At 71.0% G+C, this 15,006-nt stretch carries 20 protein-coding genes; 8 read left to right on the plus strand and 12 right to left on the minus strand.

Annotated elements, in window-relative coordinates:
• Positions 1-16: 16 nt before the first annotated feature.
• From ACIBFB_RS01645 to ACIBFB_RS01655, 3 genes are all read right to left on the minus strand, one after another.
• Positions 17-892 (minus strand): hypothetical protein, encoded by an 876-nt coding sequence (locus tag ACIBFB_RS01645; protein ID WP_397225007.1) that lies wholly within the window; start codon positions 890-892, stop codon positions 17-19.
• 59 nt (positions 893-951) lie between these two features.
• Complete coding sequence (locus tag ACIBFB_RS01650; RefSeq protein WP_397225009.1) at positions 952-1,428, minus strand: hypothetical protein; 477 nt, start codon at positions 1,426-1,428, stop codon at positions 952-954.
• Between the two features lie 201 nt (positions 1,429-1,629).
• Positions 1,630-1,929, minus strand: coding sequence for a hypothetical protein (locus tag ACIBFB_RS01655; RefSeq protein WP_397225011.1), 300 nt, complete (start codon positions 1,927-1,929; stop codon positions 1,630-1,632).
• 168 nt (positions 1,930-2,097) lie between these two features.
• On the opposite strand from ACIBFB_RS01655, the gene ACIBFB_RS01660 reads away from it, so the two are divergent.
• From ACIBFB_RS01660 to ACIBFB_RS01670, 3 genes are all read left to right on the plus strand, one after another.
• The gene (locus tag ACIBFB_RS01660; protein WP_397225013.1) at positions 2,098-2,868 is read left to right on the plus strand and encodes a Scr1 family TA system antitoxin-like transcriptional regulator; all 771 of its coding nucleotides are present in this window, start codon (positions 2,098-2,100) and stop codon (positions 2,866-2,868) included.
• Positions 2,865-3,035 (plus strand): DUF397 domain-containing protein, encoded by a 171-nt coding sequence (locus ACIBFB_RS01665; RefSeq protein ID WP_397225015.1) that lies wholly within the window; start codon positions 2,865-2,867, stop codon positions 3,033-3,035. Before ACIBFB_RS01660 ends, ACIBFB_RS01665 begins: the two co-directional genes overlap by 4 nt.
• 164 nt (positions 3,036-3,199) lie before the next feature.
• Positions 3,200-3,637 (plus strand): hypothetical protein, encoded by a 438-nt coding sequence (locus ACIBFB_RS01670; protein ID WP_397225017.1) that lies wholly within the window; start codon positions 3,200-3,202, stop codon positions 3,635-3,637.
• Between the two features lie 15 nt (positions 3,638-3,652).
• Here ACIBFB_RS01670 and ACIBFB_RS01675 read toward each other — a convergent pair whose 3' ends face one another.
• The 4 genes from ACIBFB_RS01675 to ACIBFB_RS01690 all read right to left on the minus strand — a co-directional run bounded on the left by ACIBFB_RS01675 (position 3,653) and on the right by ACIBFB_RS01690 (position 5,620).
• Positions 3,653-4,225: a M48 family metallopeptidase gene (locus tag ACIBFB_RS01675; RefSeq protein ID WP_397225019.1), complete on the minus strand. Its 573-nt coding sequence runs from the start codon at positions 4,223-4,225 to the stop codon at positions 3,653-3,655.
• 318 nt (positions 4,226-4,543) lie between these two features.
• Complete coding sequence (locus ACIBFB_RS01680) at positions 4,544-4,708, minus strand: hypothetical protein (protein WP_397225454.1); 165 nt, start codon at positions 4,706-4,708, stop codon at positions 4,544-4,546.
• 47 nt (positions 4,709-4,755) lie between these two features.
• Positions 4,756-5,034, minus strand: coding sequence for a WhiB family transcriptional regulator (locus tag ACIBFB_RS01685; protein ID WP_397225021.1), 279 nt, complete (start codon positions 5,032-5,034; stop codon positions 4,756-4,758).
• A gap of 208 nt (positions 5,035-5,242) precedes the next feature.
• Positions 5,243-5,620, minus strand: coding sequence for a hypothetical protein (locus ACIBFB_RS01690; RefSeq protein WP_397225023.1), 378 nt, complete (start codon positions 5,618-5,620; stop codon positions 5,243-5,245).
• A gap of 301 nt (positions 5,621-5,921) precedes the next feature.
• On the opposite strand from ACIBFB_RS01690, the gene ACIBFB_RS01695 reads away from it, so the two are divergent.
• Together ACIBFB_RS01695 and ACIBFB_RS01700 are read left to right on the plus strand one after the other, a co-directional pair.
• Positions 5,922-6,296 carry a hypothetical protein gene (locus ACIBFB_RS01695; protein ID WP_397225025.1) on the plus strand — a complete coding sequence of 125 codons (375 nt, stop codon included), beginning with the start codon at positions 5,922-5,924 and terminating at the stop codon, positions 6,294-6,296.
• Between the two features lie 88 nt (positions 6,297-6,384).
• A complete protein-coding gene (locus tag ACIBFB_RS01700; RefSeq protein ID WP_397225027.1) occupies positions 6,385-6,720 on the plus strand; it encodes a hypothetical protein in 336 nt (111 codons plus the stop codon).
• A gap of 30 nt (positions 6,721-6,750) precedes the next feature.
• Here ACIBFB_RS01700 and tesB read toward each other — a convergent pair whose 3' ends face one another.
• Positions 6,751-7,641, minus strand: a complete 891-nt coding sequence (gene tesB / locus ACIBFB_RS01705; protein ID WP_397225029.1) for an acyl-CoA thioesterase II — start codon at positions 7,639-7,641, stop codon at positions 6,751-6,753.
• Between the two features lie 26 nt (positions 7,642-7,667).
• The gene (locus ACIBFB_RS01710; protein WP_397225031.1) at positions 7,668-9,803 is read right to left on the minus strand and encodes an ATP-dependent DNA helicase UvrD2; all 2,136 of its coding nucleotides are present in this window, start codon (positions 9,801-9,803) and stop codon (positions 7,668-7,670) included.
• 255 nt (positions 9,804-10,058) lie between these two features.
• Here ACIBFB_RS01710 and ACIBFB_RS01715 point away from each other — a divergent pair, with 255 nt between their 5' ends.
• Together ACIBFB_RS01715 and ACIBFB_RS01720 are read left to right on the plus strand one after the other, a co-directional pair.
• Positions 10,059-10,319: a mycoredoxin gene (locus ACIBFB_RS01715; protein ID WP_397225426.1), complete on the plus strand. Its 261-nt coding sequence runs from the start codon at positions 10,059-10,061 to the stop codon at positions 10,317-10,319.
• A 156-nt stretch (positions 10,320-10,475) separates the two neighbouring features.
• Positions 10,476-10,931: an ANTAR domain-containing protein gene (locus tag ACIBFB_RS01720; RefSeq protein WP_397225033.1), complete on the plus strand. Its 456-nt coding sequence runs from the start codon at positions 10,476-10,478 to the stop codon at positions 10,929-10,931.
• A 152-nt stretch (positions 10,932-11,083) separates the two neighbouring features.
• On the opposite strand, the gene ACIBFB_RS01725 is transcribed toward ACIBFB_RS01720, so the two are convergent.
• From ACIBFB_RS01725 to ACIBFB_RS01735, 3 genes are all read right to left on the minus strand, one after another.
• Positions 11,084-11,695, minus strand: coding sequence for a hypothetical protein (locus ACIBFB_RS01725; protein WP_397225035.1), 612 nt, complete (start codon positions 11,693-11,695; stop codon positions 11,084-11,086).
• A gap of 98 nt (positions 11,696-11,793) precedes the next feature.
• Positions 11,794-12,744: an NAD(+) diphosphatase gene (gene nudC / locus ACIBFB_RS01730; protein WP_397225037.1), complete on the minus strand. Its 951-nt coding sequence runs from the start codon at positions 12,742-12,744 to the stop codon at positions 11,794-11,796.
• A gap of 101 nt (positions 12,745-12,845) precedes the next feature.
• Positions 12,846-14,228 carry a dipeptidase gene (locus tag ACIBFB_RS01735; RefSeq protein WP_397225039.1) on the minus strand — a complete coding sequence of 461 codons (1,383 nt, stop codon included), beginning with the start codon at positions 14,226-14,228 and terminating at the stop codon, positions 12,846-12,848.
• Between the two features lie 190 nt (positions 14,229-14,418).
• On the opposite strand from ACIBFB_RS01735, the gene ACIBFB_RS01740 reads away from it, so the two are divergent.
• Entirely contained in the window at positions 14,419-14,964 is a 546-nt protein-coding gene (locus ACIBFB_RS01740) for an EF-hand domain-containing protein (protein ID WP_397225041.1), read from the plus strand.
• Positions 14,965-15,006 lie beyond the last annotated feature (42 nt).

The raw sequence follows: 15,006 nt of genomic DNA on the forward strand, positions 1-15,006 counted from the left end.
GAACAATCGGAGCCGATCAGTCGAAGAGATCCCCGGAACGCTCGACCCGCACGGCCCTGAGCACCCACTTCTCCAGTGTGTCCAGGTCGGTGCAGGACTCGATCCGCTGCCGTTCCTGTTCGGAGGGGGTGAGTCCACGGTCCTGGAGAATGAGGATCACGTTCCGCGCGGCTTCTTTCGCACGGCCCTCCTCACGGCCCTCCTCCCTACCGATCCCGACGTACGTGCGGGCGAAGTCGCTCTGCCATTCCCAGGTGTCCACGGCCATCAGATCCTCCATGTGCTTCTGGGCGGCCTCGCCGAGACCGGCCACAACGTAGTCATAGTAAAACGCGCGGCGATCAGGGTCGATCGAGTCCAGGGCCTCCATCAGCGCGTCGAGGGTCGCGGGGTTGGCGTCGCCGTGCGCCCTGGCGGAGAGAACCGCGAGCTCCGGGAACGCACGCGCCCGTCGTGCGTCGACGACGACAGGTGTTGCGGACGGACCGATCACCAGGGGCGACAGCACGAAGCCCGGGTGACCGATGTGGATGGCCTCCGCGCACGTGCACGCCATGCCGTCCGTGGGACACAGGACGAGCAGGATTGCCGGGCACCCCAAGCGCGCGTAGAGGGTGACCAGGTAGGCGGGCCAACTCGACTTCTTGCGGGTGTCCACCCGGTGCTGGCGCTCGACCACCACGGCGAGGACGTGTTCGGTCCCGTTGCGGAGCACGACGGCACCGTCGCTGTTCCACTCCTTCGGGTCGCAGTTGGTCAGAACGGATGACGTGAGCACCGTTTCCGTATGCGGAGGCGGGTCGATCCCCAGGGACTCCTTGAGGAGGACCGGCACCATCTCGGGCAGGTTCTGGATGATCCGCAGCGGGATCTCGTGTTCTCGGCTGGGCACCGGGCTCCTTGAGGGGGGAGCGGTCATGGGTCGGGGACCCCACGGCCGGGGTGGTCGCATCAGCTGGTGAGGGTGGGGACAGCCGTGTCCGCGCGGTCCTCTTGGGGGGTGCCCAGGAGATCACCGGCGGGGACGCGCGGGGCCGGGACGACCAGCGGCGCGGACGGAGGGACCGGGGCCTTCGGGTTCGCGGGGGCGTGCGGCGCGCTCCAGGTGCGCAGGCGTTCGGTCGCGCGGGCCTGGACGCGGGCGAGTTCGCGCTCGTGGGCCACGTAGTAGGGACGCACCAGGGCGGTGTCGTCGGCCACGACCTGTTCCGTGACCGGAGCGGGGCGCGGAACAGGAGCGGCGAGGCGGCTCGGTCGCGCCCGTGGTCGGGGGGCGGCGACGGCCTGTTCGGGGACCGGTGCGTAGGGACGGACCCGGCTGGAACGGCGGCGTCGCGCGGCGGCGGAGTGGCGTCCGCGAGCGGGGGTGAACAGGGCGTACAGGTAGGCCCTGGCGACGGCGATGAGGGCAGCGGTAAACTTGCGCACGCTGGCAGTCCTTTCCTTGAAAGATTCTTGCTTGCTGGCCACGACCCCGGGCGGTGTCTAACCGTCGCGGGGCCTTTGACGTTGGTGGTGCGCGAAGAGAGTACGGCTTTTTCTCGGATCCCGCACCTATTGCCGAGGCATAAGCGCTGAATGCCCGAAATATCGACGACACCCCATGGCATATGCCGGAAATAACGGCATTCAGCGCTTTCGGGTCCGACGCGGAAGCGGGGGCAACCTGGGCCGGGGAACGGGCGGGACCGGCCGCGACGGGGGCGTGGGGAGGCAGCCGGGGCCGCCCGGCAGGCCCGCCCGCGTGGTGACCACCTCGCTCACCACGGCCTCGGGGAACTCGGTGTCCATGTACATGCGGACACCGCGACCGTCGAGCCACGTGTAGCAGCCGAACCCGCTCATGGTGATCTCACAGTTCCCCAGGTAGGGGCAGCACGTGAGGGTGGGGATGGGTTCGGCAGAGATCCAGTGTGATTTGTCGGACATGGTGGTACTCAGCCCACGTCGCGTGAATGCGCCCTGAAGTTCACTCAGGGTCCGGATAACATCGTCCATAGTCCCATGCTGCGACTCCGATTTCTCGTTGCGCGAGGAAGCGTCATCTATCCCCAACGACATAGCGCGCGATGGAACAGGATTGATAGAAGTTGGAGCATGACGGAACACGCCTTCCCCTCGAACCTGACAAAGGGACGCGAAATCGCTGGTCTGACGCAGCGGCAACTGGCGTCGCGCGTTGGAGCGGCGGCCAGCAGCATCTGCCGTTGGGAATCCGGAAAGTCCACCCCGCGTCGGGACACCGTGCAACGCCTGGACGACGTGCTCCAGCTTCGGGGGCGCCTGATGCGTGTGTGGGAGCTGGATACCAGTGGGACGGCGCTCGCGCCGTGGATGCGGGATATCGAACGCCTGGAGGAACGAGCCGAGTCCATCGAGTTGGTCTCAGCGCTGATGGTTCCAGGGCCATTGCAGTCACCGCAGTACGCGCGCATGGTCTTCGAGGAGGGCTTGGCCGGGACGGACCGCGAGATCGAGCGGCTGGTGGCGCACCGCTGCGGGCGCTACGAGTATCTGCGGGCGAAGAACAATCCCACCATCACCGCGATCTTTCCGGTCACCGCGCTGAGTTGGACTCCGGCCGCCGTCAAACGGGAACAGGCGGCACACCTGCTGTCGCTCACCGCCACCGGGAAGGTACGCGTCAACCTGGTACCGGAAGGGACTCTGCTCACGGGGGTGACGAGTCCCTTCATCGTGTTCCATCTGGCCGACGGCGAAAAGGTTGCTTCGTCCGACCACGTTGCCGGTAACGTGCTCCATGATGATTCCACTGGGTATGACCGCCTGCACGGTTTGGTGAAGCGCGCCCTGGAATGCGCCCTCCCCGCTCGGCAGTCATCGCGGACACTAGGAGACCTACTGTGAACGACTGGCACAAGTCCAGCTACAGCCATTCGGGGGCGCAGTGCGTCGAGGTGCGCGAGCGCCCGACCGGCGCTGACGTTCGCGACACCCAGAACCGCGAGGCGGGCCACCTGTCCTTCCCCAGGGACGAGTGGCGGGCCCTCGTCACCCTCGCCGGGCGCGCCTGACCCCCACGCCCGCCGCCACGGATCCGAGGCCGTGCCGGACCGCTCCGGCGCGACCGCCCACCCGATCGCCACTCCTGCAACAGATCAAGCACTTTACGCGATCATGTGACTACTTTCTGCGATACTTCGGGGTGTGAAGCCGCCACACCCGGAGGGAGAAACGCGTGAGGATCCGACTGCTCGCCCCGGCCGTCGCCGTGGCCTGCGCCCTGTCCGTCAGCGGATGCCGGGCCGACCTGCCGCCCAAGCTCGAACGGGAGATCTCGGCGCTCCACTCCATCTACGAACGCGAGTGCGACAGCCCAGGCCAGGTCAGCGACGCCGAGCTCCTCGAACTCAATCGGATCATGGAGATCATCCTGCTTCCGTCCCTGCCGACCCACACGGAAGCCGTCGTGCGGAACACGATCGCCGACGTCGGCGCTCCGACCGCGGATACCGTTTGCTCCGAGCAGTACGCACGGGAGTTCCAGGAAGCGACGAGAGCGAACTTCAACCGGCACATGAACGAGATACTCAGCGAATACCGGAGCAACGAGGCACAGGTCGTCTCCGCGTTCGCCGAGGCCCGAGCCGAGCTGGAGAAAGGGCTGGCCGACTGAGAGCCGGAGCCGCGGTCAGTCCTCGGCCGCGACCTCGGTGAGGTCCTCGTCGGCGTCCTCGACATCGTCACCCTGGTCGCACGGTTCCAGGCGGGACGCCGCGCTGAACCCCTCCAGGTACCCCCGGGCGCGGTCGGCCTTCGGATAACGCCGGACCAGCTCCCAGAACTCGGGGCCGTGGTGCGCGTGGAACAGGTGGGCGAGTTCGTGGATGAGCACGTAGTCCACGACCCACGAGGGCATGCCGACCAGACGCCGGGAAATCCTGATCGTGCGGGTCTCGGGGGTGCACGAACCCCAGCGCGCGTTCTGGTTGTCCACCCAGCGCACGGACTCGGGCAGCTCGGTCCCGCCGAGATACTGGCGCGCCAACTCCAGCGCGCGTTCGTGCAACTCCGCGTCTTTGGAGTGCCGTCGGCCCTCACGGGCCTCCAGCCGTTGCAGCATCCGTCCCACCCAGCGCTTTTCCTCAGCGCGGGAGAACGTCGCGGGCACGAGGACGACCGTGGTGTCCCCGTCCCGGTAGGCCGACACCGTGCGTCGGCGGCGAGGACTGCGGCGTACCTCGACTTTGGTGTTCGAGGGCACGAACTTTACGGTAGCCGAGGCCGGGCCCGTAGCACAGGTGTGTCTTGCGGAGATTTGTCTGCCGGATCCGTGATGACCGGGTCACCTGATGCGCACGAAAAGCCCTATGGTGTGGCGGATTCCACTCTGACCAGGGCTGCGCTCCGGCTGCCGGAAGCAGCACACGGACACGTGACGCGACGCTTCCATGATCTTTTCGCAACACAAAAGAGACCGGGCAGTGACCCCGTCCGGAGGTCACCGCCCGGTCCCGCACCGCGCGTGTGAGATCAGGTGGAGGGTTCGGCGTCCGTCGCCCTCCCACCGGTCAAGCGTGCGTCAACACAGCCTCGACCACGCGATTTCCATGAGCGCCTCTTCCAGACGGCGCTCCTGGCGCTGGCGCGCGCGCAGCTGGCGCGCCCCGAGCCGGAGGTTCTCGCGGTCACGGGGTTCGACGTCCGTGCCCTCGACCACGCGCATGAGTTCCTGGAGCAGCATCATCGTTTCGTTCCTTCGAAGTGTGTGTTCGGGATTGCGGGGGGTGCGGATCAGGCGGCGACCGGAGCGGGGTTCTTCCGGGGGCGGCCACGCGGGCGCTTGCGCGCCACGACCTGACCGGCGACGAGCAGCTGCCCGCCCCAGACTCCCCACGGCTCCTTGCGCTCCAGCGCGTCCGCCAGGCACTGCGCCATGACGGGGCAGGCGCCGCACACGGCCTTGGCCGCCTCGACGTCGGCGGGAGCCTCGGCGAAGAACAGGTCGGGCTGGAGGCGGCAGGGGACTTCGGTCTCACCCATCCAGGGCGTGTGCAGGACCGACGCAAGCATCGGTGCCCTCCAAGATCTTTGTTCGTTTCGTACAACGCGGTCGGTGCTTGCTGTCACCGGACGGGTCCGGTGAGGGACCTGGACTTGCGATGCGGCCGTCCCCGTCCACCGCCCCTGGGGGACGGAGTCCGGTTACGGAGATACAAAGAAGGCCGCGGCCCCTGTGTGGGGTCCGCGGCCACGGTCGAAACTCTCGGCCTGTCCTGCTCTAGGCCGGAATCCTCCGTGGACACTTACCCACTGCGCCATAGCGGCGCCGGGTGGTTTCGGCGTGGTTCGCCAGCGGCTCGCCCCAGGGCAGGGCCAGCTCACGCTCAGCGAGGACACCGCTGCCGGTACGGGCATCGCCCTTGGCCGCCTGGATCCCGCGGGGACGGGACCCCTGGAGACCAGCCATGCCGAGGAAGCCGCCGAGGCCGCTCTCGCGACCGCCGGGGACAGCGCTACCGGTGGTGGTGCACTCGCCGATCACGGCGTCGACGTCGTTGTGACCAGCCAAGGCGGTGCCCTGGGCAACGATCGGACGCTGACGCGAAGACATGGCGAAGACAGCGACGAAGCCGGTGTTTACCGTGGTGTTGCTCATGAGATGGGGCACCTCCCTCACGATCGGGCGGCAGGGTCTTTCACCTGCGCCAGTGGCGGTCATGACGACGATGTACAGACTATGGGGTGGCCACGAAAAACAGCAACCCATTTTTGACCTGCGAAAACGTCCGCATCCGGCCACGGGTTCGAGGGAATGCCCGCGCCCGCGGGAGTGTTGGGGCGCACGCCTCCGGGCCGCCGACCTCGTGCCGGTGCGTGCGCGTCACCACGACGGGTGATAGGTGTTCCACACAGGGTAATTACTGAGAGTCGCCACTCGAACACCACAGGGAGTCGACGTGCGCCGCACCGCCGCAGTCCTCGGAACGCTCACCGCCACGGCCGCGCTCAGCCTGGCCGCGGCCGTACCCGCCGCCGCCTACGACCCGGAGAGGTCGTCCCACCCGCGGCCGGCCCGCGGAACGATCGAGGTCGAGGTCCTGGCCGAGGTCGAGAACAACGGCGAGGGCAAGGCCGAGGCCGAGATCGAGTACAAGGACCCGGTCGGCTGCATCCTCCTCCCCGAGAACTCCAAAGAGGTCGAGAACGAGACGGACCGGCGCGTCCTCGTGTCCAGCAAGCCCTGCGCCTTCCACCCGCACATCATCGACGTCGTGCGCCCCGGCGAGGAGGAGGACCTGTCCAGGGACGCGAAGAGCCTCATCGTCTGGTAGCCGCCGCTCCGCCCCCGCCGTTGAGGCCTGGGGGCGGAGCCGGAGGCCGGTTCCGCCGACACCCGAACACCTTCCGCGAGGAGCAGACATGCGTCGACCCGCCACCGCCCTCGGCAGCCTCGCCGCCGCGGCAGCGCTCACCCTGGCCACCGCGGCCCCCGCCGACGCCGCGACGGGGCGCCTGATCCTCATCACGGACGAGGCGAGCCTCGTCCTCCACCTCCACGACGGCGACGTCGAGCGGTGCGTCGACCTGCCCGAGAGCACCAGGGCGGTGTTCAACGGAACCGACGCCTTCGTCCTGCTCAACAGCGCCGGGTGCGCCTTCGCCGCCGAGCTCGGTCTCAGCTCGACCCTTCCGCCCGGCGCGGGGCTCCGGGTGGAGCGGCCCTTCACCGTGAGCGTGCGCATCCCGAAGTCCTAGCCGCGGCGCGCCCGACCGGACCGGGACGGGTCAGACCCAGCCCTCCGCGTCGACGACGCGGATCAGGCCCTCCTGGACCACTGAGCACACCAGCTGGCCGTCGCGCGTGTAGACCAGACCGCGCGCCAGCCCCCGCGCGCCCTGCGCGGTCGGCGCCTCCTGGGCGTAGAGCAGCCACTCGTCGGCCCGGAACGGCCGGTGGAACCACATCGCGTGGTCGAGGCTGGCCATCGAGATCCCCGCGAACGAGCGCCCGTGCCGCAGCAGCACGGTGTCCAGCAGCGTCATGTCCGACGCGTACGTCATCAGGCACACCTGGCTCAGGCGGTCGTCGGGCAGTTTGCCGTCGACCTTGAGCCAGACCGGGTTGGACGCCGTGCGCAGCTGCGGGTTCCGCTCGGCCTCGAACGACAGCGGCCCCACCGGGCGCAGCTCGATCGGGTGCCACCGCACGAATCCGGGCACCTTCCCGAACGCCTCCTGGAGCCGCTCACGCGTCGTCGGCAGGTCCTCGGGCGGCGGGACGTCCGGCATCGGGATCTGGTGGTCGAGTCCCGGCTCGTCCTTGTGGAAGGACGCCGACAGCGTGAAGATCGCCTTCCCGTGCTGGACCGCGACCACCCGGCGGGTGGTGAACGACCGCCCGTCGCGGACCCGGTCGACCTCGTAGACGATCGGGACCCGGGGGTCGCCCGGACGGATGAAGTACGCGTGCAGGGAATGCACGTGGCGCTCGTCGGGCACGGTCCGCCCGGCCGCCACCAGAGCCTGGCCCGCGACCAGACCGCCGAAGACGCGCTGCGGCCCCTCCTCCGGGCTGCTCCCCCGGAAGATGTCGTCCTCGATCCGCTCCAGGTCGAGCACCTGCAGCAGATCCGCCAGCGACTGCTCTCTGCGGTCGGCGTCCGCGCCCTCACCCATCGGTCGGTTCCTCCCCGTCCTTCGCCCTATGCGTCCGCGCCGTCGGCGCCGTCCGCCTCCGCGGCGTCCGGGACGGACTCCTCCAGCAGGTCAGCGGGGTCGGCTCCGGCGACCAGCGCGAGTACGGCCTCACCGTAGCGGTCGAGTTTGACCTGGCCGACGCCGGACACGGCGGACAGCTGCGTCACGCTCGACGGCTCCTGTTCGGCGACGGCCTGGAGGGTGGCGTCCGTGAAGACGACGTACGCGGGCACCTTCTGCTCCCGCGCGGTGGCCCGACGCCACTCGCGCAGCCGCTCCAACAGCGCCTCATCGTAGCTGGAAGGGCAGCCCAGACAGCGGCCGAGCTTGCGTTCGGCCGCGTCGGCGAGGGTCACGCCGCACACCCGGCACCGCACCGGACCGCCCTTGCGGCGCTCGCTCCGGCGGGTGGAGGTGGACGCGGAGGCGGGACGCAGGCCGTCGAGGAACCGGGAGGGCTTGCGGGTGCGCCGGCCGCCGGGAGAGCGGGCCAGCGCCCACGACATCGACAGATCGCTGCGCGCGCGGGTCACCCCGACGTAGAACAGGCGGCGCTCCTCCTCGACCTGCTCGTCGGTCTCGGCGTAGATGATCGGCATCATGCCCTCGGTGAGTCCGACCAGGAACACCGCGTCCCACTCCAGACCCTTGGCCGAGTGCAGGGAGGCGATGGTCACCCCCTCGAAGCCGGGGGCGTGCTCGGTGGCCATGCGCGCGTCGAGCTCCTCGACGAAGTGCGCCATGGTGACGGCCCGTCCGCCCGGGCCGGGCGTGGCGGCCATGTCCTCGGCGAGCTGGGCCAGCGCCGTCAGCGACTCCCACCGTTCGCGGGCCTGGCGGCCCTCGGGGGCCCGGTCGGTCAGGCCGAGCGGCCCGAGCAGCTGGCGGACGGTGTGCACGAGCGGCTCGTCGTCCTCCCCGGCGGCGCCGTGGCGGGCGCCGCGCAGGGTGTGCACGGCCTGTTTGATCTCGGGGCGCTCGAAGAACCGTGTGGTGCCGCGCACGGTGAACGGCACGCCCTCGTCGGTCAGCGCCTGCTCGTAGGCCGCCGACTGGGAGTTGGTGCGCACCAGGACGGCGATCTCGCTGGCCGGGGTGCCCTGCTCGACGAGGAGGCCGATCTTGCGCGCGACGCCGGTGGCCTCGGCGGGCTCGTCGTCGTACTCCTGGTAGATCGGGTCGGGGCCGTCGGGCCGCTGCGCCTGGAGGGTGAGGTGGCCGGTGGCCCCGCGGGCCTGCCCGATGACGTGGTTGGCCACGCGCACGACCTGGGGGGTGGAGCGGTAGTCGCGGACGAGTTCGACGACCGTGGCGTGCGGGTAGCGCGTGCCGAACCCGGTGAGGTAGGCGGGGGTGGCTCCCGCGAAGGAGTAGATGGTCTGGCTGGGGTCGCCGACCACGCAGAGGTCGTCGCGGTCGCCGAGCCAGGCGTCGAGCAGCAGTTTCTGGAGCGGGTTGACGTCCTGGAACTCGTCGACGACGAAATACCGGTACTGGTCGCGGACCCGCTGGGCGATCGCGGGGTACTCGGTGATCATGCCCGCGGTGAGTTCGAGCATGGACTCGAAGTCGAGGAGGTTGTGCTCGCGGCGCAGCTCCTCGTAGGCCTCGAAGACCCGCGCGACCTCGCCCGCGGGGACCGGGGGCTGGCGGCCCGCCTTGGCGACCGCCTTGGCGTAGTCGGTGGGGCGGACCTGCGTGACCTTGGCCCACTCGATCTCGCTGGCCAGGTCCCGCAGACCGGTGGCGCCCTCCGTCTGGAGGCCGACCGAGTGGGCCGCGCGCGCGACCGCCTTGATCTTGCTCTCGACGAGGGTGGGCAGCGAGCCGCCGATCACCTGGGGCCAGAAGTACGACAGCTGGCGCATGGCCGCCGCGTGGAAGGTGCGGGCCTGCACGCGGGGGGCGCCCAGGCCGCGCAGGCGGCCGCGCATCTCCCCGGCGGCGCGCACGGTGAAGGTGACGGCGAGGACCTGCTGCTCGTCGACGACCCCGCTGGCGACCGCGTGCGCGATCCGATGGGTGATGGCGCGGGTCTTGCCCGTCCCGGCTCCCGCCAGGATGCACACGGGCCCGCGCAGGGCACGTGCCGCCTGGGTCTGCTCCGGGTCCAGTCCCTCCAGGACGCGGTCGGGATCCATGGTGCTCCTGCGTGTGGTTGGGGAGGCTGAGCGGTGCTCGGGGCACAGTGTCTCAAGTATCGGCCGTCATCGGGAGCGGATCGGCACCGAGCACGTCCGGAGCGTCGCGACACAATCCGGAACCAGTCCGGCCTGTGAGGCGTCCCACCGTGTGTCCGGCGGTCGGGGGAAGCGGCTCGCGCCCCGCGGTGTTGAGATCTGGAGGATCGACCGATCCCACCGAGCGCCTGACAGGAAGTAGCAGACGTGAGCGACATGACGAAGACGGGCACCGAACTGTTCACGATGTACACCACCCCGTGGTGCGGGTACTGCAAGCGGTTGAAGAGCCAGCTCGCCCGCGAGGGGATCACCGGGCGTGAGGTGAACATCGAGGAGCACCCGGAGTCCGCGCAGATCGTGATGCGGGTCAACGGCGGGAACCAGACCGTTCCCACGTTGGTCTTCAGCGACGGTGCGGCGATGACCAACCCGTCGCTCGCTCAGGTGAAGAGGAAGCTGACCGAGTTGGCGTAGGTCGGTGCGCGGGCCGCGCGCCCTTCGGGGACGCGGTCCGCACCGCGGCGACTCCTCCCTCGGGGCCCGGCCCCGGAGTGCCCGCACACCGTCCGGCGACCGGCACGGCCAACCACTGGTTGGACGAAGACGGGGAGTGTTGAGTTGGGGGACGACATGAGGCCTCATGACATCGCGGTCGCCGACACGTTGGACGTCGGCGTGGTGCGCCGTACCCCGACGGGGTGGCGGGTCGAGGGCACACAGGAGATGCCCGACCTGGTGAGCGCCATGGTGCTGGCGGACCTGCTGTCGGACGAGGCCGGTGTGCCGAAGCCGCGCGCGCAGTCGCCGGGGCGTGCGCCCGACGACGCGAGCGAGGTGGAACGGCTGCGCCACACGGTCGCGCAGCTGGAGCACGCCCTGCACTCGCGTGTCACGGTCGAGCAGGCGATAGGGGTTCTGGCGGAACGGCACACGCTGCTGCCCAGAGAGGCGTTCGAGCGGCTACGGTCGTCGGCGCGGTCGCGGGGACGCAAGGTCGCCGACCTGGCGCGGGACGTGGTGGAGAGCAGCACGAGCCCGCTGACCGCGCTTCCGGACGAGCTGAACACCTCGACCAGCGCGAACTGAGGCCGCCGGCGGCGGCGAGGGAACGCGAGGCCGGACTTCGACGGACGGGCCCCGCACGACCGATCCCGGGGGGCGGTCGTGCGGGGCCTCACTCTCTCGTGCGAACGCGCGGTCGGTCCGGCGGATCCGCTGGCGGCCGTCCTCGGGTCGCGTCAGGCGCCGCGCCGGGCGGGCCGTTTGGTGAGGTCGACCCTGCGGGCTCGCGGGTGTACGGGGGTACTGGCCTCGTCCCGCCCCGGAGCGTTCCCGGGCACGCCCGCCCGCGGAGTGTCCGGCGCGGACCTGAGCGCCTCCAGACCGGAGTTGGCCGCGGTCTCGGCGTGCGCGGGACCGGCCTTCGCGACGGTCTCGGCGCTGTCGGCACTCCTGCGGGGCCCAGGAGCGGGCGGGGCCGTGCGGGGGGCCGTGGACCCGCTCGGCCCGCGGCGGTTCCGGCGGCGGTCGATGATCCGGTCGCTGACCCGGAAGAACTGCCTGGCTCCGTAGATCCACGCGAAGACGCCTCCGAGGACGGCGGCGATCCCGCCGACGGCCGCCATCGGCTGGACCGTGAGGGCCTGCGGCACCAGCCCCGCGCCCTCCATGGCGACCAGCACGAACGGGATGCCGAACAGCCCCATGAAGGCGCCGATCTGGACGACGCCCCTGCGCGCGTGGTTGCGCACCGCACGCTCACGCGCCGCCTCCCGCGCCTCCCGTGTCGGCTGCCGGGCCGCCTCCTCAAGCGCTCTGGCGAGCCTCCGCTCGTCCTCGCTCTCCCCCATGCGCACCTCCATCGACGACGGTCAGCGCCCGCACCCTTGTGCGGGACGTGCTGGACCCGGCGCAAGGATGCTAGTGCCGCGCCGCCGCGGACGGAAAGTCACCACTCGCCGGGCAGGACGCCTCCGTACCAGTGCTCGATGAGGGTGCGCGCGATCGAGGCGTGTCCGGGCAGTGTCACCGCCCCGGAGTCCACCTCCGCGAAGAGCCGCTCGCGCGTGAACCAGCGGGTCTCGGCGATCTCGTCGTCGGTGCGCTGCGTCTCCCCGACCGCCCGCGCCGTGTACCCCACCATGAGGCTGCGCGGGAACGGCCACGGCTGGGACGACAGGTAGCGCGGGGCCTCCACGACGATCCCGGCCTCCTCCGCCACCTCGCGCACCACCGCCTGTTCGAGGGACTCGCCCGCGTCGACGAAGCCCGCCAGGACGGAGAACCGCTGAGGACCCCACTTGGGGTTGTTGCCCAGCAGTGCCTCCTCGCGACCGTCGCGCTCGCGGTGCACCAGCATGATCACGGCCGGGTCCATCCGGGGGAACTGCTCGGTGCCCTCCTCCTCGCAGACGCGCACGTGTCCGGCGGCGGCCATGGTCGTGCGCGACCCGCAGCGCGGACAGAAACCGTGCGAGGCGTTCCAGTTGGCCAGCGCGACCGCCCGGGTCAGCAGACCGGCGTCGCGGTCGTCGAGCAGGGCGCCGACCTCGCGCAGCGACGCCGGTTCGGCGGTCGGCGTGGCGGCGAGGTCCTGGAGGGAGCGGACCGCGAAGTAGGCCGTGCCGTCCTGGACGCCCAGCAGGTACCGCTCGCCCTCGGGCGCCTTGTCCGGACCGGTGAGCACGAGTCCGGGCGCCCGGCCGGTGGTGACGAGCGCGCGCGACTGCTTGTTCATGATCGCCTGCCACCCGTAGCTGCCGGGGTCTCCGCCCTCCAGGACGAGCACCCGTGTGTCGGAGGCCGCCCACGCGCTCTCCAGCCACGCGGCGTCCGCGCGCCGGTGGCCCGCGGGGTCGACGGTGGATCGGGACAGTGAGGGGGTGGTGTCGGCGTCCATGGGTCCTTCCGGTGACGGCTTGGGCGGCCGTGGGGGCACGGCCCTCGCTCTACAGGTAACACGTCGGGGCGGCGCCCCATGCCCCGCGGCGGCGGTCCCGGTCAGGAACGGCGGGCGGCGGCGAGCTCCTCCCACAGGTAGGCGGCGCTCTCGGCGCCCTTGAGCAGGAGCGGGACCTCGACCTTCTCGTTGGGCGCGTGGATGCGGTCCTCGTCGAGGCCGACGGCGACGAACACCAGGGGCGCGCCCAGGATGTCGGCGATGTCGGCCTCCGGGCCGCTGCCGCCCTCGCGGGTGTAGAGCACCCGGGTGCCGAAGGCGCGCTCCATGGCGGTCCGGGCGGCGCGCAGCTCGGGCGAGGCCAGGTCCGAGGCGCACGCGCGTACGCCGGGGCCGCCGAACTCCAGCTCGGCGCGCAGCCCCTCGGGGACGCGGGCCCCGACGAACGCCCGGACGCACTCCTGGACGTGGGCGGGCTCCTGTCCGGGAACGAGGCGGAAGCTGACCTTGGCGTGCGCGGAGCGGGGGACGACGGTCTTGCCGCCCGCACCGGTGTGCCCGCCCCACATGCCGTTGATCTCGGCGGTCGGGCGCAGCCAGATCCGCTCCAGGGTGCTGTACCCGGCCTCGCCCCAGGTGGCGGTGGAGGCGGCGGTCTCCAGCCACTCCTTCTCGTCGAAGGGCAGCTGGGCGATGAGGGCGCGCTCCTCGTCGGCGGCCTCGACGACGCCGTCGTGGAAGCCGGGGACGGCGACCCGGCCGTCGTCGTCGTGCAGGCCGGACAACAGGTCGCTCATGGCCTTGAGCGGGTTGGGCACGGCGCCGCCGAAGGACCCGCTGTGCAGGTCGCGGGAGGGGCCGTACAGGGCGATCTCGACGTCGGTGACGCCGCGCATCCCCACGCACATGGAGGGGGTGTCGGCCGCCCACATGGTGGTGTCGGAGATGACGGCGACGTCGCACGCCAGGCGCTCGCGGTTGGCGCGCAGCAGCTCGGCGAAGTGCACCGAGCCGGACTCCTCCTCGCCCTCCACCAGCAGCTTGAGGGTGACGGGCGGGGCGTCCGCGCCGGAGGCGGCCAGGGCCGCGCGCACGCCCAGGGCGTGGAACAGGACCTGGCCCTTGTCGTCGGAGGCGCCGCGCGCGACGAGGGAGCCGCCGCGCTCGGTGGGGGTGAAGGGGTCGGTGTCCCACTCCTCGACGGGGTCGACGGGCTGGACGTCGTGGTGTCCGTAGACGAGCACGGTGGGGGCGTCGGGATCGGCGGCGGGCCACTCGGCGAAGACGGCGGGCAGGCCGGGGGTCTCCCACACCTGGACGGTCGGGAAGCCTGTCGCGGTGAGGTGGCCGGCGAGCCAGCGGGCGGAGGCGCGCACGTCGTCGGCGCGGGCGGGGTCGGCGGAGATCGACGGGATGGCCAGCCACTCCTTGAGGGAGGAGAGGAACTCGTCCCGATGCGCCTCGATGTACCCGCGTACGTCCATGTCCGTGCCGTTCCTTCCTCGACGTCCTCGTCCGATCCGAGCCTAGGACGCGCGCCGACCACGTGGGGACGCGGTCGGGGCGAAACCCGTGGCCGGGACGCCGCGTCCGTCCCGGGAACCGTTCGGGACACGGGAGACTCGAAGGGTGCAGCGGGCGGGACAGCCCCGCCCCACGACGAGAGGACCGCCCGTGGACTCCGCTCCCTCCGCCGCGATCGCCGAGCGCTTCGGCACGCTCTTCGACACGCTGGACACCGACAACGACAGGACCCTCACCTGGGACGACTACCAACGCCTGGTCGACCGGTACACCAAGGGGTACTCCCTGGACGCGGACGACGCGCGGGTCCAGGAGATCCGCGCCGCCTACCTGGGGCTGTGGCGGGGTCTGGTCGGGCACGCGGGCGACGGCGACCGCCTGGACCGGGACGCGTTCGTCGCCGCGATGCACGCCGCCTCGGAGGACCGGAGCAGCTCCAACGTGACGGAGGGCGTGGCCGAGGCGGCCTTCGACCTCCTCGACGCCGACGACGACGGCACCGTCAGCGAAGGCGAGTACGTCGAGTACGCGGAGGTCCTGGGCGCGGCGGTCGACGTCGCGTGGGACCGGTTCAAGGCCCTGGACACCGACGGCGACGGGTTCATCAGCCGCGAGGAGTTCGTCCTCTCGGCCCGCCAGTACCTGTTCGGCGACGACACCGAATCCGCGGGCGGGTTCGTCTTCGGCGTCATCTGACGTGGCGGGGGCGGCCCGGAGCGGGTCCGCGCCGCCCCCGCT

Origin of the sequence: Nocardiopsis sp. NPDC050513 (genome assembly GCF_044457925.1) — a bacterium.
In the GTDB taxonomy this organism is placed as follows: domain Bacteria; phylum Actinomycetota; class Actinomycetes; order Streptosporangiales; family Streptosporangiaceae; genus Nocardiopsis.

Excerpts from the sequence above, each read along its gene's own strand:
- nudC (WP_397225037.1), bottom strand. The coding sequence starts at position 12,744 with ATGGACGCCGACACCACCCCCTCACTGTCCCGATCCACCGTCGACCCC.
- ACIBFB_RS01710 (WP_397225031.1), bottom strand. The coding sequence starts at position 9,803 with ATGGATCCCGACCGCGTCCTGGAGGGACTGGACCCGGAGCAGACCCAG.
- ACIBFB_RS01735 (WP_397225039.1), bottom strand. The coding sequence starts at position 14,228 with ATGGACGTACGCGGGTACATCGAGGCGCATCGGGACGAGTTCCTCTCC.
- ACIBFB_RS01680 (WP_397225454.1), bottom strand. The coding sequence starts at position 4,708 with ATGATGCTGCTCCAGGAACTCATGCGCGTGGTCGAGGGCACGGACGTC.
- ACIBFB_RS01660 (WP_397225013.1), top strand. The coding sequence starts at position 2,098 with ATGACGGAACACGCCTTCCCCTCGAACCTGACAAAGGGACGCGAAATC.
- ACIBFB_RS01715 (WP_397225426.1), top strand. The coding sequence starts at position 10,059 with ATGACGAAGACGGGCACCGAACTGTTCACGATGTACACCACCCCGTGG.
- ACIBFB_RS01720 (WP_397225033.1), top strand. The coding sequence starts at position 10,476 with ATGAGGCCTCATGACATCGCGGTCGCCGACACGTTGGACGTCGGCGTG.
- ACIBFB_RS01685 (WP_397225021.1), bottom strand. The coding sequence starts at position 5,034 with ATGCTTGCGTCGGTCCTGCACACGCCCTGGATGGGTGAGACCGAAGTC.
- tesB (WP_397225029.1), bottom strand. The coding sequence starts at position 7,641 with ATGGGTGAGGGCGCGGACGCCGACCGCAGAGAGCAGTCGCTGGCGGAT.
- ACIBFB_RS01655 (WP_397225011.1), bottom strand. The coding sequence starts at position 1,929 with ATGTCCGACAAATCACACTGGATCTCTGCCGAACCCATCCCCACCCTC.
- ACIBFB_RS01690 (WP_397225023.1), bottom strand. The coding sequence starts at position 5,620 with ATGAGCAACACCACGGTAAACACCGGCTTCGTCGCTGTCTTCGCCATG.
- ACIBFB_RS01700 (WP_397225027.1), top strand. The coding sequence starts at position 6,385 with ATGCGTCGACCCGCCACCGCCCTCGGCAGCCTCGCCGCCGCGGCAGCG.
- ACIBFB_RS01725 (WP_397225035.1), bottom strand. The coding sequence starts at position 11,695 with ATGGGGGAGAGCGAGGACGAGCGGAGGCTCGCCAGAGCGCTTGAGGAG.